This is a genomic window from Amycolatopsis sp. DG1A-15b, assembly GCF_030285645.1.
Lineage (GTDB): Bacteria > Actinomycetota > Actinomycetes > Mycobacteriales > Pseudonocardiaceae > Amycolatopsis.
Genome location: NZ_CP127296.1, coordinates 9,605,473 through 9,619,894 on the forward strand (window position 1 = coordinate 9,605,473; position 14,422 = coordinate 9,619,894).

The 14,422-nt window shown below is 72.9% G+C and carries 12 protein-coding genes; 10 read left to right on the forward strand and 2 right to left on the reverse strand.

The genetic code is table 11. From position 1 onward, the window contains the following. Positions 1 to 2: 2 nt before the first annotated feature. Entirely contained in the window at positions 3 to 392 is a 390-nt protein-coding gene (locus tag QRY02_RS44680; RefSeq protein WP_285988717.1) for a PTS sugar transporter subunit IIA, read from the forward strand. Next, a complete protein-coding gene (locus QRY02_RS44685; RefSeq protein ID WP_285988718.1) occupies positions 389 to 1,720 on the forward strand; it encodes a hypothetical protein in 1,332 nt (443 codons plus the stop codon). Before QRY02_RS44680 ends, QRY02_RS44685 begins: the two co-directional genes overlap by 4 nt. Before the next feature lie 25 nt (positions 1,721 to 1,745). Here QRY02_RS44685 and QRY02_RS44690 read toward each other — a convergent pair whose 3' ends face one another. Both QRY02_RS44690 and QRY02_RS44695 read right to left on the reverse strand, forming a co-directional pair. After that, complete coding sequence (locus QRY02_RS44690; protein ID WP_285988719.1) at positions 1,746 to 2,516, reverse strand: GntR family transcriptional regulator; 771 nt, start codon at positions 2,514 to 2,516, stop codon at positions 1,746 to 1,748. A gap of 48 nt (positions 2,517 to 2,564) precedes the next feature. Next, on the reverse strand, positions 2,565 to 5,648 hold the full coding sequence (locus QRY02_RS44695; protein WP_285988720.1) for an AfsR/SARP family transcriptional regulator: 3,084 nt from the start codon (positions 5,646 to 5,648) through the stop codon (positions 2,565 to 2,567). Between the two features lie 86 nt (positions 5,649 to 5,734). Here QRY02_RS44695 and QRY02_RS44700 point away from each other — a divergent pair, with 86 nt between their 5' ends. The 8 genes from QRY02_RS44700 to QRY02_RS44735 all read left to right on the forward strand — a co-directional run bounded on the left by QRY02_RS44700 (position 5,735) and on the right by QRY02_RS44735 (position 14,380). Beyond that, complete coding sequence (locus tag QRY02_RS44700; protein WP_285988721.1) at positions 5,735 to 6,361, forward strand: thioesterase II family protein; 627 nt, start codon at positions 5,735 to 5,737, stop codon at positions 6,359 to 6,361. A 120-nt stretch (positions 6,362 to 6,481) separates the two neighbouring features. Then, a complete protein-coding gene (locus QRY02_RS44705) occupies positions 6,482 to 7,726 on the forward strand; it encodes an MFS transporter (protein WP_285988722.1) in 1,245 nt (414 codons plus the stop codon). Between the two features lie 672 nt (positions 7,727 to 8,398). Next, entirely contained in the window at positions 8,399 to 9,376 is a 978-nt protein-coding gene (locus tag QRY02_RS44710) for an ABC transporter substrate-binding protein (RefSeq protein ID WP_285988723.1), read from the forward strand. Positions 9,377 to 9,613: 237 nt separating this feature from the next. Further along, complete coding sequence (locus QRY02_RS44715) at positions 9,614 to 10,420, forward strand: ABC transporter ATP-binding protein (protein WP_285988724.1); 807 nt, start codon at positions 9,614 to 9,616, stop codon at positions 10,418 to 10,420. Further along, positions 10,413 to 11,120: an ABC transporter ATP-binding protein gene (locus QRY02_RS44720; protein WP_285988725.1), complete on the forward strand. Its 708-nt coding sequence runs from the start codon at positions 10,413 to 10,415 to the stop codon at positions 11,118 to 11,120. Before QRY02_RS44715 ends, QRY02_RS44720 begins: the two co-directional genes overlap by 8 nt. A 38-nt stretch (positions 11,121 to 11,158) precedes the next feature. Beyond that, on the forward strand, positions 11,159 to 12,010 hold the full coding sequence (locus tag QRY02_RS44725) for a branched-chain amino acid ABC transporter permease (protein WP_285988726.1): 852 nt from the start codon (positions 11,159 to 11,161) through the stop codon (positions 12,008 to 12,010). Further along, entirely contained in the window at positions 12,007 to 13,077 is a 1,071-nt protein-coding gene (locus QRY02_RS44730; RefSeq protein WP_285988727.1) for a branched-chain amino acid ABC transporter permease, read from the forward strand. The genes QRY02_RS44725 and QRY02_RS44730 overlap by 4 nt, the downstream gene beginning before the upstream one ends. Beyond that, positions 13,064 to 14,380 carry an ABC transporter substrate-binding protein gene (locus QRY02_RS44735; protein WP_285988728.1) on the forward strand — a complete coding sequence of 439 codons (1,317 nt, stop codon included), beginning with the start codon at positions 13,064 to 13,066 and terminating at the stop codon, positions 14,378 to 14,380. The genes QRY02_RS44730 and QRY02_RS44735 overlap by 14 nt, the downstream gene beginning before the upstream one ends. Positions 14,381 to 14,422: the final 42 nt, after the last annotated feature.

Genomic DNA, 14,422 nt, shown 5'->3' on the forward strand with positions numbered 1-14,422 from the left:
CCATGACCGTCCCGATCATCCTCGCCGGCCACGGCCGGCTGCCCTCCGGAGTCGGGGAGGCCGCCGAGATGATCCTCGGCCCGCAGACGCGGCTGAAGGTCTGCGAGCTGAGCCCGCGCGACAGCCCGGAGGAGTTCGGCGCCCGCGTGCTCGCGCTGGCCGGTGACGCCGAGGGTGTGCTGGTGCTCGCCGACCTGCACGGCGGCTCGCCGTTCAACGCCGTCCGCACGCTCGCGGCCGGGCACCCGCGCCTGCAGCTGGTCTCGGGGCTCAACCTGCCGATGCTGCTGGAAGTCCTGCTGCACACGACCGACGACGTCACCGCGCTCGCCGGGGTGGCCCGCGCCGCCGGCCGCGACGGCGTCGTCGACGTCCTGGAATCGACCTGGTGACCGCCGCGCTCCTGCTCGCCGCGCAAGACGTCCGGATCACGCCGGGGCCCGGTCACCCGCTCGGCGGCTACCTGGCCCGGCACGGGGTCGCGACCGGCACGCACGACGACCTCGAGGCGTCACTGATCTGGCTGTCCACCGAGGACGACCCCGGCGTGGTGTGGGTGGCGCTGGACGCCCTCGCGGTCGACGCCGGGCTGACCCGCACCCTGGCCGACGCGGTCGCCGCGGCGGTGGGCATCGACCCGGACCGGGTGCTCGTCTGCGCGTCGCACACGCATTCCGGGCCCGAGGGCTGGACCGGCCCGTTGCACCCCGGCCTGCCGGGTCGGCGCGACGCCGGGCTGGTCGGCGGCATGGCGGAGAAGGTCACCGGTGCGGCGCTGCGGCTGCGCGCCGGCCGCGGCCGGGTCCGAGCCTGCTGGCACGCGGGTTCGACCGAAGCCGTCGGCGGCAACCGCTACCGGCCCGACGGGCCGCACGACACGTCGTTCGGCGTGCTCGAGCTGCGCCGCGACGACGGCACGCCGGCCGCGCTGCTGTTCGACTACGCCAGCCACCCCACCGTGCTCGGCCCCGACAACCTCGCCTGGTCGGCGGACTGGCCGGGCGCGACCCGCCGCGAGCTGGCCACGCTGGCCGGGCAGCCGGTCGCGGCGTTCCTGCAGGGCGCGGCGGGCGACGCCAGCTCCCGGTTCGTCCGCCGTGGCCGCGGCCACGACGAGGTCCGCACGCTCGGCGGCCACCTGGCGACGTCGATCGCGCGCACGCTGGCGGCGGTGTCGCCCCCGCCCGCGACGGCCGGCCCGGTGCGGCTGACGCGGTCGACGCTGCACCTGCCCTACCGCGACATCCCGACCCTCGAGGCCAGCTTGGAGCTGCGGCAGGTGGCGGAGGAGCAGTGGCAGCGCGAGCTGGCCCACCACGGCGAGGACCACCCGGCGGTCCGCATCGCCCAGACCCGCTACGAGGGCTGCGCGATGCTGGCGACGATGGCGGCGGGCGGCCGGCCGACAGGCTGCGCGGAGGTGCCGGTCAGCGTGGTGTCGCTGGGGGAGATCGCCTGGCTGCACACCCCGTTCGAGCTGTTCGCGTCCCTGGGCCTGCGCATCCGCCGCGGCAGCCCGTTCCGCCACACCCGGGTGATCGGCTACACGGACGGGTACCTGGGGTACCTGCCGGACGCGGACGGCCACCGCGACGGCATCTACGAGTCGTACGTGACGCTGTTCGGCCCGGAGGCCGCGGACGAGCTGGTGGAGCACTGCCTGAAGGTGCTGCGGGCGCACCAGGCCGACTGCTGCGCCGGAGGAGAACCGTTGTCCTGAGCGGGGAACCCGGGGGTTGCCTTTTTCAGGAGGACGGGCTGCGCCGGGCCTGGGTGAAGACCGTGTAGCGGTCGGCCCGGTACAGCGACCGGCCCGCCTCGATGACGCCGCCGCTCTGGTCGTGCAGCGTGCCTTCGATGATCAGGCACGGCTGGGTGGCCTCGATGCCGAGCAGGGCGGCGTCGTGGCTGTTCGGCAGGACCGCGGAGATCGCCGTGTCGTTCCACTCCGGGCGCACGCCCCAGCGTTCCTCGATCGTGCGGTGCAGGGACTGGGTCTCCCAGTCGAACAGCTCGATGTCCGGGAAGCGGTCGACGGACAGGTTGGTGCGCTCGACCGCGAACGGCTCGTCTTCGACGTAGCGGAGGCGTTCCAGCCGGAACACCCGCGCGCCCGGCGGCACGTTCAGCCGTCCCGCGATGCGCGGGCCCGCGCTTTCGACTTCGGCGTGCAGCACCTTCGTCTTCGGCACGACGCCGCGGGCCTGCATGTCCTCGGTGAACGAGGTGAGCATGTCGATGTGCGCGGCCTGCCGTTCGGCGGTGAAGGTCGCGGTGCCGTGCTGGCGGTACAGGACGCCGTCCGCGACGAGGCGGTTGACTTCCTGCCGCACGGTGCCGCGGGCGACCTGGAAGTGCTCGGCGAGAAACCGTTCGGACGGCATCAGCCGCCCCGGCCCGGCCTCCGTGGCGACGCTTTCCAGGATTTCGCGCAGCTGATCGCCCTTGGGCCGCCCCGGCTGCAGCGCGTCCGGAAGGCGCAGATCGCTCGCGGCGACGTGTTTCGGACGGGGCATGCCCTCAGTATGTCGCGCGACGCCCGCCGGGGTAACACCCGGCGCGGCTCAGCCGGTGGCCCGGTCCCCGAGCCGGTCGAGGAACTCCGCGGCCAGTGCCTCTCCCGTCACGTGCCCCACCGCGCGGTAAAGCGCTCGGGACTCACGAGCCGTCCCGGCCGCCAGCGTCGATCGGCCCGCTGCGGCCTGGACCGCCGCCAGTCCCAGCAATGCCTCCGCCTCCACCACCCGGAACCCGCCCGCCCGGGCCGCGTCCAGTGCCGTCCGGGCGTGTTCGCCCGCCTCGCCCGCGCGCCCGTCGGCCGCCAGGACCCTCGCCAGCGTGGCTGCCGCCTCGGCCAGCTGGCCTCGCAGGCCCGACTCCGCCGTCAGCGAACGGGCCTCGCGCAGGACCCGCTCCGCCGCGCGGAGATCGCCCCGGCTCTCCTCCGCCCGGCCCAGCGCGATCAGAGCCGCCGCCTCCACCTGGCGGTCGCCGTCGCGGCGGACGCACGCCAAGGCCGCCTCCGCCGTCGTCACGGCCGCGGAGTGGTCGCCGCGGGCCATCTGGAGGGCGCTCAGCACGTTCAGGGCCGTGGCCTCGCCGAAGCTGGACCCCAGGTCGCGGAACGCCTGCAACGCCTGGTCGAGGGTCTCTCCGGACTCCGCCAGCCGCCCGGTGGCCATGAGCACCCAGCCGAGGTCGGCGAGGTTGGCCGCCTCCCAGAACGCCAGGTCCTCCTTGCGCGCCAGCGCGATTGCCTCGACCAAGCAGTCCTCCGCCTGCTCCAGGCGGCCCAGCTGCCGGTAGTGGCAGCTCAGCGAGTTCAGCGCCAGTGCTTCGCCCGACCGGTTGGCCAGCTCGCGGAACAGCTGGATCGCGCGCCGGCTGTGCTCGACGGCCTCCGAGAGCCGCCCCGTCCACTCCAGCATCGCGCCGAGGTTCGCCACCGCCGTGGCCTCGCACTGCCGCCAGCCGCACGCGCGGCTGGCCAGCACCGCCTTCTCCGAGTGCCGGATGCCCGCTTCGTGCTGGCCCTCGCGGAAGTACGCCCCGCCGATGGACAGCTGGACCAGCGCTTCGGCGGGCTGGGCGCCGTGGTCCTGCGCCGCACGCAGCACGATCGGGGCCAGCTCGAGCCACTCCGCCCGGCGGCCGTGGTCGTGGAAGAACCGCCGCAACGCGTCGGCGAGGTACCAGGCGCCCGGGTACGGCCCGCGCGTCGCCGCCTGTCGCAGCGCCGCCGAGAGGTTCGGCACTTCGACGTCCAGCCAGGCCACGGCTTCCGCGGCGCCGGCGAAGACCACCGGGCTCGGCGCCGAGGGCGCGTCCTCGCGGGGGAGGGCCACGATCCGGGCGCCGAGCAGGGCGACGGCGGCGTCCGCGGCCGCGCAGTAGCCGGTGAACAGCCGCTCCCACGCCCGGTCGCGCGCGGGCTCGTCCTCCTCGGCGCGGACGCACTGCTCGGCGTAGCGGCGGGCGAGGTCGTGGAACCGGTAGCGGCGGGGTGCGTGCGCCTCCAGGAGGTTCGCCGCGATCAGCCCGCGCAGCCGCCGGGTCGCCTCCTCGACCGGCACCTCCAGCAGGGCCGCCGCGGCGATCGCCGTGAAATCGGCCCCCGGCACCAGCGCGAGCAGCCGGAACGCCTGCCGCAGCCCCGGCGGCAGCGCCTGGTAGGACACCGAAAACGCCTTGGCGACGGCGCTCTCGCCCGCTCCGTCGAAGCCGAGGTGGGCGAGGGGATCGCCGCGCAGCTCGTCGACCAGCTCGCCGATGCTGGCGACGCCGGTGTTCGCCGCGGCGATCCGCAGGGCCAGCGGGTGGTGGCCGCACAGCCGGGCCAGCTCGGCGGCCGCTTCCGGCTCGGCGGCGGTCCGGTCGCCGAGCAGGGCGGTCAGCAGCGCCCGGGAGTCGGCCTCGCGCAGCTGCGCCAGGCCCAGCGACCGCGCGCCGACGCGGGCGACCAGCTCGTCGAGCCGGTGGCGGCTGGTCACCAGCACCCGCCCCGACGACGGCAGCAGCGGCAGCACCTGGGCGGTGTCGCGGGCGTTGTCCAGCACCACCAGGGCCTGCCGGTCGGCCAGCAGCGACCGGTAGAGCTTGCTCTGGTCGTCGAGGCCCGGCGGCACGTCCCGCAGGTCGACGCCGAGGGTCCGGAGTAGTTGCGCGAGTGCGGCCGCGGGGGTGAGCGGCTCGTCGTCGGCGTCGAAACCGCGCAGGTTCACGTACAGCTGGCCGTCGGGGTAGCGCGTCCGGGCGGTGTGGGCCCAGTGCACGGCCAGCGCCGTCTTGCCGACGCCGGCGGTGCCGGTGATCACCCAGACGTCCCCCGGTTCGTCGAGCGCGGCCAGCTCCGCGGCCCGGCCGGCGAACCCGCGGACGTCCAGCGGCAGCTCGGCGGGCCGCGGGGTGACCGGGACGGCGGGCGGGACGGGTTCGCCCTCGCCGCGCAGGATCCGCATCCGCAGGTCCTGCAGGGCCTGGCCGGGCTCGATGCCCAGTTCGTCGACCAGCAGTTCGTGCGCCCGTGTGTACGTTTCCAGGGCCTCCGGGGTACGGCCGCAGCGGTGCAGCGCGAGCATCAGCGCGGCCCGCAGGCGCTCGCGGAACGGGTGTTCGTCGACGAGCCGCCGCAGTTCCCCGACCACCTCGCCGTGCCGTCCGGCGGCGAGTTCCTGCTCGTACAGCTCCTCCAGCGCGACGAGCCGGCGTTCGGCCAGCGCCGGGCCTTCGTACTCCGCCAGTGCCTCGCTGACCCCGCCGAGCGGGGTGCCCTCCCACAGCGCCAGCGCCGCCCGCAGGTGCGTGACGGCGTCCGCGCCGGAGGTCGCCCTGGCCTTGGCGACCTCTTCGTCGAAGACGTCGAGATCGCGGTCGCCGGGTGCGACTTCGATGAGGTAACCGGGTGCGCGCCGCACGATGACGTCGCGGCCGAGCAGCTTCCGCAGTTCCGAGATGTGCACCTGGAGCCGGCCGCGGACGCTCGGCGGCGCGTTTTCGCCCCAGGTCAGGTCGATGAGGCGGTCCTCGGTGACCACCCGGTTGGGGTTCAGCAGCAGCGCGGCCAGCACGGACGTCTGTTTCTGGCCGCCGGGGCGGACCGGGCCCGTGTCGCCGAGGACCGTGACCGGTCCGAGCAGGCGGTAGCGCACGAGATGCCCCCCGGAAGACGGACCGAAGCGAAACGGAAGTGCCGTGGTCAACCCTAACTGCGGGCAGGAAACGAGGGAGGCCACGGGTGGACCGAGACGACGTGCAGCGTCTGTTGTTCGTCTGCTTCCCGGACGCCGGGGAAGCCGCCGGCCGCTACCGGGCCTGGCGCGATCCGCGGATCGCGGTGCAGGTCGTGGAGCTGCCGGGCCGGGGCGAGCGCCGGGACGAGCACCCCTACCGGGACATGTGGCTGCTGGTCGAGGCCTTGGCCGGGGAACTGGCCGGGGCGCTCGAGAGCCCGCACGTGCTGTTCGGCGCGGGGCTCGGCGCCCTGGTCGCCTACCGGCTGGCCCAGCGCCGGGTGGCCGCGGGACTGGGGGTCTCGCGGGCACTCGTCGTGGCGCACCAGGCGCCGCCGTCCCGGGCCGCGCGGGCGGTGCCGGAGCAGGCGGGGCGCGCCGACGTCAGCCTGCTGGCCAGCGACGCGCACCTGCCGGTGGCGCCGCCGCTGCCGTGCCCGATCCGCGGCTTCGGCGAGCCGCACGTGATGACCGGCTGGGGGGAGCACACGAGCGCCGGGTTCGTGCTGACGCCGGCGCGGGCGCAGGACAGCGCCGCCCTGCTGCGCGACGCTGTCCTGCGGTCCGCCCACCTGATCTCCGCCATGGCGGGGCAGGGGCCGGCGTCGGCGCCGAAGCTGGCCGGGGCGTAGCCGGCCGGCCGCCCGGGATGACCGGCGTGGAAACCATGACGACAGACCCGGTGTCCGACGCCCTGCACTGATCCGCCGCAAAGTACACAAGCGCTGTTATGATTCGGCCGTGATGCGGCCGTGCCCCTGACCCGCGCCCTAGTCGACCTCACCCCGCTCCGCGTGTCGGCGCCGTTCCGGCGGCTCTGGGTGGGGCGCGTCTTCTCCGGCTTCGGCTCCCAGATGACGCTCGTCGCCGTGATGTTCCAGGTCTGGGAACAGACCCGGAGCACCGTGTGGACCGGTGCCGTCGGGCTCGCCCAAGCGCTGCCGATCGTCGCGTTCGGGTTGTTCGCCGGTTCGCTCGTGGATCGGGTCGACCGGCGGAAGTTCGCCCTCGTCGCCACGACCGGGCAGGCCGTTTGCTCGATTTTCCTTGCGGTGCAGGGGTTTCTCGGTGACGTGCCGGTGGTCGCGGTGCTGGGGCTGGTGGCCGTCCAGTCGTGTTTCGTCGCGGGTGGCGGGCCGGCCGCGCGCACCTTCATCCCGCGGCTGCTGCCGCCGGAGCAGCTGTCCGCCGGGCTCGCGCTGAACCGGATCGCCTTCCAGGGCGCGATGCTGCTCGGCCCGGCGCTCGGCGGGCTCGTCCTCGGGTGGTTCGGCGTCGGCGGCTGCTACCTCGTCGACGCGCTCACGTTCGGCATGGGCTTCTACGGCGTCTTCGGCCTCCCGGCGATGCGGCCCGGCGGCGAGCCTTCGCGGCCCGGGCTGCACGGCGTGCTCGACGGGCTGGCCTTCCTCGTGCGGACGCCCGTCGTGCGGGGTGCGCTGCTCACCGACCTCGCCGCCACCGTGCTGTCCATGCCGATCAGCCTGTTCCCGCTGGTCAACGCCGAACGCTTCGCCGGCGACCCGCGCACGCTGGGCCTGTTCCTCTCGGCCGTGGCGGTCGGCGGAGTCGTGGCGTCGGTGTTCTCGGGGACGTTCACGCGGCGGTCGCGGCCGGGCCGGGTGATGCTCGCGGGCTCGGCGCTCTGGGGCGTCGCGCTGACGGGGTTCGGCCTGGTCCCGGACCGGTGGCTCGGCCTGGCCTGCCTGGTCGTGGCGGGGGCGGCGGACACGGTCTCGGTGGTCTCGCGGGGTGCGCTGGTCCAGCTGGCGACCCCGGACGCCCTGCTCGGCCGGGTGGCGGCGGCCGAGCAGATCGTCGGCCAGGCCGGCCCGGACGTCGGGAACGTGCGCGGCGGGCTCGTCGCGGCAGCGACGTCGGGAACGTTCGCGCTGGTCAGCGGCGGGGTGCTGTGCGTCGTGGCGGTGGCACTGGTCGGCGCGGCGACGCCCGGCCTGCGCCGGTTCACCACCCCCGCCGAGACCGCGGCGAGCTGATTCTCCGTGCCGGTCCGCGAATTCGACGAATTCAGGCGGCGGCGGGCCGGCGAAGCCGGAGGAATGCGTTCTGCCCGGTTGGCCGATCCTGGGGAACGCCGTCGGCGGCGACCCGCCATTCGTTGTCCCGCAAGTGGTTTCCGTGGATGAGCCGATCAGCCCGCAGCCGGTACGGCCGTTCGGCCCTGTAGTGCGGGAGCGGTGAATAGGGGTTCTCCGTTCCGGTCTCTCGGCACTTCAATGGGCTCCGTGTCGGAGGTGGCGCGAATCAGGAATAGCCAAGACGCGTTGACCAAGAATTGACCGGAAATCGTTTTTGCGGCCGCTGGGTCGGCGCGGCGCTGGATGCTCCGCGATTCGGCCGACTCTTCCGCCAGGGGCCACGGTTGCTCCGGCGACGCGATCCGGCGGCTCGAACCGTGCCGCGGTGGCTGCTACCTGGGGTGGCAAGATCACGAAAACCGGAAGTCCGGCGTCGGTTTCTTTTCGACGTGTCCGTCGGCCCTGTCAGTGGGTTACCCGTTCCGCGTCTTGTCACTCTTTCGCGTGAACGTGACGTGACGTATTTCTCGGCAACACATTTGCGACCCGGGAAATCGTCATCTACAGTCCGGCTGATCACGGCCGAACGAGCCGTATTCCGTGATCCCGTAATCTTCTCCGAGGAGTGGCATGCTTCATCGCGCCTCGACCCGCCGGCTCGCCGTGCTCGCCCTGGTCGCCGTCCTGCTGACCGGGTGCAGCCAGCTGAAGAGCTCCTCTGCCCCCGGTGCCGTCGAAAAGCCGTCGATCCGGGTGGCGATCCTCACCACCGTCGACCTCGCGCCGCTGTGGCTCGCGCAGGAGGGCGGGTACTTCAAGGCCGAGGGGCTCGAGGTGCAGACCGACGTCGGCACCAGCGGCCAGGAGACGCTGAGCCGGATGACGAGCGGCCAGGACGACATCGCGCTGTCCACCTACACCCTGTTCTTCCTGGCCAAGAGCAGTGGCAGTGCGGACGTGAAGCTGGTGACCGACGGCACGTCGGCGAGCCCGCGCAGCAACGAGGTCGTCACCGTGCCGAACTCGCCGGTGAAGACCGTGCGCGACCTCGAGGGCAAGCGGATCGCCATCAGCTCGAAGAACGCCGCTTCGGACGTGCTGACCCGGTCGGTGATGCGCGACCACGGCGTCGACCCCGCCAAGGTGCAGTGGGTCCCGATGCCGCTGCCGGAAATGAGCGGCGCGCTCGCGCAGGGCCGGATCGACGCGGCCTACCAGCCGGAACCGTTCCTGACCCAGGCCGCGCGGACCGCCGGCGCCTACCCGGTCATCGACGCCGCCAGTGGCAGTACCCAGAACTTCCCCCTCACCGGCTACGGCGCCACCGCCAAGTGGGTCCAGGATCACCCGAAGACGCTGCGGGCGTTCCAGCGCGCGATGCTCAACGCCACCCGCGCCTCGGTCGATCGGGCCCGGATCGAACCCCTCGTCGTCCGCAACGCCAAAGTGGACCAGGACGTCGCCAGCCTGATGGTGATGCCCGCCTTCGGGTCCAGCTTGGACGCCCGCCGCATCCAGCGGGTACCGGACCTGCTGCAGCAGCTGGGCGTGGTCCAGACGAAGATCGACGCCTCCTCGATGATCGCCCCGCAGACCGGCAGTGGCTGAGCCGGCGACCTGATCGCCGAAGGGGGCGGGTGCGCATCGCGCACCCGCCCCTTTTCGCGTCACAGGGTTGCCGCCAGGACTTCTCGCGGCTGCCCGGGATTTCGAAATTTTCGGACCACCCGGGCCCGGTCCGGTTTCGGCGATTCGCACCTTGACACGACCGCCGCCGCAGCCCACCCTCTTCATACCGACCGCGCGGTACGGATTGGTCCACATGGTGGGATAGGAGAGTCATCGATGACGCTTCTCGGTGAGGCACTGCCCGGCGAAGACCTGCTCGTGGTCGACGGCCTCACCGTGCGGTTCGGCGGACTCACCGCCCTGCACGACGTCCACCTGAGCGTCGACGCCGGCACCGTCGTCGGGGTCATCGGGCCCAACGGCGCGGGCAAGACGACGCTGTTCAACGTCGTCTGCGGGTTCGTCCGGCCCCAGGCGGGCCGCGTGCTGTGGCGGGGACGGCCGCTCGTCCGGCACCGCCCCGAACACCTCGCGCGGCTCGGGATCGTCCGGACGCTGCAGGGCCTCGGCCTGTTCCCCGGGCTGACGGTCCTCGAGAACGTGATGGCCGGCGCGGGCCGCCACGCCCGGACCGGTGTGCTCCCGGCTCTCGCCGGCGCCGGCCGGTCGGCGCGCGACGAAGCCGACTTGGCCGTCCGGGCCCGCGAAACCCTCGGCGAGCTGGGAATCGCCGACCTCGCCGGCCGGCTGCCCGGCGTGCTGCCCTACGGCGTGCGGAAACGGGTGGCGCTCGCGCGGGCTTTGGTGGCCGAACCCGACCTGCTGCTGCTCGACGAACCCGCGAGCGGGCTGTCGTCCGCCGAACTCGCCGAGCTGTCGACGTTGATCGTCTCGCTGCGGCGGCACATGGCCGTCGTGCTCGTCGAACACCACATGGACCTGGTCATGGAGGTCTGCGACCGCGTGGTGGTGCTGAACTTCGGCGAGGTGATCGCGGCGGGCAGCCCGGCCGAGATCCAGGCCGACCCCCGCGTGGCCGAGGCCTACCTCGGTGACCCCGCCGAGGAGGCGCCCGGTGCTTGAGATCGAAGAGCTGTCCGTGGCCTACGGCGCCGTCCGCGCGCTCGACGGCGTCGGCATCACCGTCGAACGCGGCGGGATCACCGCCGTGCTCGGGGCGAACGGCGCCGGGAAGACCACGTTGCTGCGCACGATCAGCGGCCTGCAGCCCGCCCGCGGGGGGCGGATCACCTGGGCCGGCAAGGAACTGACCGGGCTGGCACCGGACCGGATCGCGCGCGGCGGCGTCGCGCACGTGCCCGAAGGCGGCGGCGTCATCACCGAGCTGACCGTCGACGAGAACCTCCGGCTGGGCGCGCTGTGGCGGCGGGACCGCGCCGACCGGGCCGCCGCGCGCCGGGAGATGTACGAGCTTTTCCCGGCGCTGGAAGAACGTTCGGCGAAACCCGCCTCCACGCTCTCCGGCGGCGAACGGCAGATGCTCGCCATCGGCCGCGCTCTGATGAGCCGTCCGTCGCTGCTGCTGCTCGACGAACCGTCGCTCGGGCTCGCCCCGCTCATCACCGCCCGGATCATGGGCATCCTGCGCGATCTGCGCGCCACCACCGGGCTCACCGTCGTGCTCGTCGAGCAGAACGCGCACTCCGCGCTGTCCATCGCCGACCGCGGGTACGTCCTCGCGCTCGGCCGGGTCGTGGCCGTCGACGCCGCGGCGGAACTGCTGGCCGACGACGGCCTCCGCCACGCCTACCTCGGTTTCTGAGGCTTCTGACCCACCCACCAGGAGGTGAACGGTCCGGCATGCAGGACTTCTTCGACCTGACCCTCGGCGGGATCTCGGCCGGCGCGGTGTACGCGGCGCTCGGGCTCGCCCTGGTCATCATCTACCGGGCGACCCGGGTGGTGAACTTCGCGCAGCCCGCCCTCGCCCTGATCTCGACCTACCTCGCGTACTCGGTGACGAAGGCGACGGGCAGCTACTGGCTCGGCTTCGCCGTCGCCATCGTCGCCGGGACCGTGCTGGGCGTCGCCACCGAAAGGCTGCTCATCCGGCCGCTGCGGCACCGCTCCGAGCTCAGCTCGATCATCGTCACGCTCGGCCTGCTGCTGGTGCTGCAGGCGGTCGCGGGCATGATCTGGTCCAACGAGCCGCTGGCGTTCCCGTACGCCTTCGACTTCCGCGGCCGGTTCTCCGCCAACGACCTGTTCGTCGTGCTCGTCGTCGTCGCCATCGCCGCGCTGGTACTGGTGGTGTTCAAGTACACGCCGCTGGGCCTGCGGATGCGCGCGGCCGCGTTCGCCCCCGAAGTGGCGCGGACGCTCGGCGTGCGGGTCGGGCTGATGCTCACCGCCGGCTGGGGACTGGCCGCGGCCGTCGGCTCGCTGGCCGGGCTGCTCGCCACGCCGCCGTTCCTCTTCCCGAACGTGCTGGACGGCGTCTTCGTCTACGCGCTCACCGCGGCCGTGCTCGGCGGCCTCGACAACCCGCTGGGCACCATCGCCGGCGGGTTCGTCCTCGGCGTCGGACTGTCCTATGTGTCCGGCTACTTCGGACCGGAGATGGTGACGATCGCCGCGCTGGTCATCCTGGTGGTCGTGCTGACGCTGCGGCCCGCCGGGTTGTTCGGCCGGGCCAAGGTGAGGCGGGTATGAGCGTGCGCACGGAAGTCCCGGAAACCCGCGTGGGAACGCCGAAGCGGCGCCGCACGCTGCCGCCGCTGCTCGTCCACGCGCTGGCCGCGCTGGGTGCGCTCGCCGTGATCGTGCTGCTGACCCTGGTCACCGACGAGTTCACCAACCTGCGCATCGCGACGATCGGCTACTACCTGATCGCGGTGGCCGGGCTGACCCTGCTGACCGGCCTCACCGGCCAGGTTTCGCTGGGGCACGGTGCCTTCATGTTCATCGGCGCGTACACGGTGGCGCTGCTGGTCCGGCGGGTGCCGTCGTTCCCGCTGTGGGCCGACCTGCTGCTCGCGTCGGCCGCCGGCGGCCTGGCCGGGCTGCTGGCCGGCGCGGCGGCGGCCCGGCTGCGCGGCCCGTACCTCGCCGGCGCGACGCTGGCACTGGCCGTCGGCCTGCCCGCGCTCACCCGGAAGTTCCCCGACTTCCTCGGCGGCAGCAACGGGCTGAGCTTCACCGTCCACAGCAGACCGGCCGGCGTCGGCGTCCCGGAACTGCGGTGGCAGACCTGGATCGTCTGGCTCAGCGTGCTGCTCGCGCTGGTGCTGGTGGTCAACATCGTCCGCGGCCGGCTCGGCCGGGACTTCCGCGCGGTCCGCGACGACGAGGTCGCCGCCGCGTTGAGCGGGATCGCCGTCGGACGCACGAAGATCCTCGCCTTCCTGGTCAGCGCGGTGTGCGGCGGCCTCGCCGGTGGCCTGCAGGCGTTCCTGCTCGGCACCGCCGCGCCCGGCTCGTTCACGCCCGCGCTGTCACTGAGCCTGCTGGCCGCGGTGGTGCTGGGCGGGCTCGGCTCGCTGTGGGGCGCGCTGTGGGGCGCGGTCGCGCTCGTGTACTTCCAGGCCTGGTCCGAGGACCTCGCCGACGTCCTGCACCTGAACACCGACGTGGCCAACAACCTCCCGCTCGCGGTGTACGGCGTCATCCTCATCGTCGTCGTGCTCGCCTTCCCCCGGGGCATCCAAGGTGGCTTCCACCGGCTTGGCGTCCTCCTCCGTCGATCCGCGAACCAGAAGGAGAACCATGAGAAGCACTAAGCTCGGCGCGGGTTTCTTCGCCCTCGCCCTGGCGCTGACCGCGTGCGGCGGCGCGGGGGAGAGCGACGGCGGCGGTCAGCAGGCGGCCACCGATTCGGCCGTCGGTGTCACGAAGGACGCCGTCGTCATCGGCAGCCACCAGCCGCTCACCGGCCCGGCCGCGCCCGGGTACAGCAAGATCTCCGTCGGTGCCCGCGCGGTGTACCAGGCGATCAACGACGGCGGCGGGATCAACGGGCGCAAGATCGACTACAAGGTGGAGGACGACGGCTACAACCCGACGAAGACCGTCGAGGTCGTCAAGAAGCTCGTCCTGCAGGACAAGGTGTTCGCGATCGTCGGCGGGCTGGGGACGCCGACGCACTCCAAGGTCGTCGACTACCTGAACACCGAAGGCGTGCCGGACCTGCTGGTGTCCTCGGGCGCGCTCGCCTGGGACAACCCGCAGAAGGCGCCGATGACCTTCGGGTACCAGGTGGACTACACCCGGGAAGGCAAGATCCAGGGCAAGTACGTGAAGGACACCTTCGCCGGCAAGAAGGTCGGCTACTTCACGCAGAACGACGACGTCGGCCGTGACACGCAGGCCGGCCTCGACCAGTTCGTCAAGGACCAGACCGTCGTCCGGCAGGGCTACGACAGCGCCAACACCGACGTCACGCCCCAGTTGTCCGCGCTCAAGGCGGCCGGCGCCGAGGTCGTCGTCTGCGCGTGCATCCCGGCGTTCACCGCGCTGGCCATCCTGGCCGCCGCGAAGATCGGCTACCACCCGCAGTTCGTGGTCAGCAGCATCGGCGCGGACCCGGCGACGCTGTCCGGGCTGCTGCAGGACTTCGCCAAGCGCGGCGGCGCCAGCGTCTCCAGCGGGCAGCTGCTGGCCGGCCTGATCGGCACCGGCTACCTGCCGGACGTCGCCCAGACGTCGGACCCGTGGGTCGCCTACTTCAAGGGCATCCACGACAAGTACATCGCGAAGGAGCCGTTCACCAACACCGTCCTGTTCGGCATGGTGCAGGCCTACACGTTCGGGCAGGCGCTCAAGGCGGCCGGCCCGGATCCGACGCGGCAGAAGATCGTCGACGCGATGAACTCCGGGTCGCTGAAGGGCCCGGGCCTGACGCCGTTCGGCTTCTCGAAGGAGTCGCACGCCGGCTACACGGGCGCGTACGTGTTCAAGATCAACCCGGACACGTCGACGACGGTGATCCAGCCACCGGCCGTCACCGACCGTGGCACGGGCGCGATCACACCGTACTCCGGTGAGCGGGCCACTCCGGAGCAGGTCAACCTGGTGAGCAAGTGACGACGGGCCGGCCCGTGGGCGCCACGGGCCGGCCCGTTCGCT

Coding starts and splice junctions, on each gene's coding strand:
- QRY02_RS44680 (WP_285988717.1), top strand. CDS start 3: ATGACCGTCCCGATCATCCTCGCCGGCCACGGCCGGCTGCCCTCCGGA.
- QRY02_RS44690 (WP_285988719.1), bottom strand. CDS start 2,516: ATGCCCCGTCCGAAACACGTCGCCGCGAGCGATCTGCGCCTTCCGGAC.
- QRY02_RS44710 (WP_285988723.1), top strand. CDS start 8,399: ATGCTTCATCGCGCCTCGACCCGCCGGCTCGCCGTGCTCGCCCTGGTC.
- QRY02_RS44715 (WP_285988724.1), top strand. CDS start 9,614: ATGACGCTTCTCGGTGAGGCACTGCCCGGCGAAGACCTGCTCGTGGTC.
- QRY02_RS44725 (WP_285988726.1), top strand. CDS start 11,159: ATGCAGGACTTCTTCGACCTGACCCTCGGCGGGATCTCGGCCGGCGCG.
- QRY02_RS44730 (WP_285988727.1), top strand. CDS start 12,007: ATGAGCGTGCGCACGGAAGTCCCGGAAACCCGCGTGGGAACGCCGAAG.
- QRY02_RS44735 (WP_285988728.1), top strand. CDS start 13,064: ATGAGAAGCACTAAGCTCGGCGCGGGTTTCTTCGCCCTCGCCCTGGCG.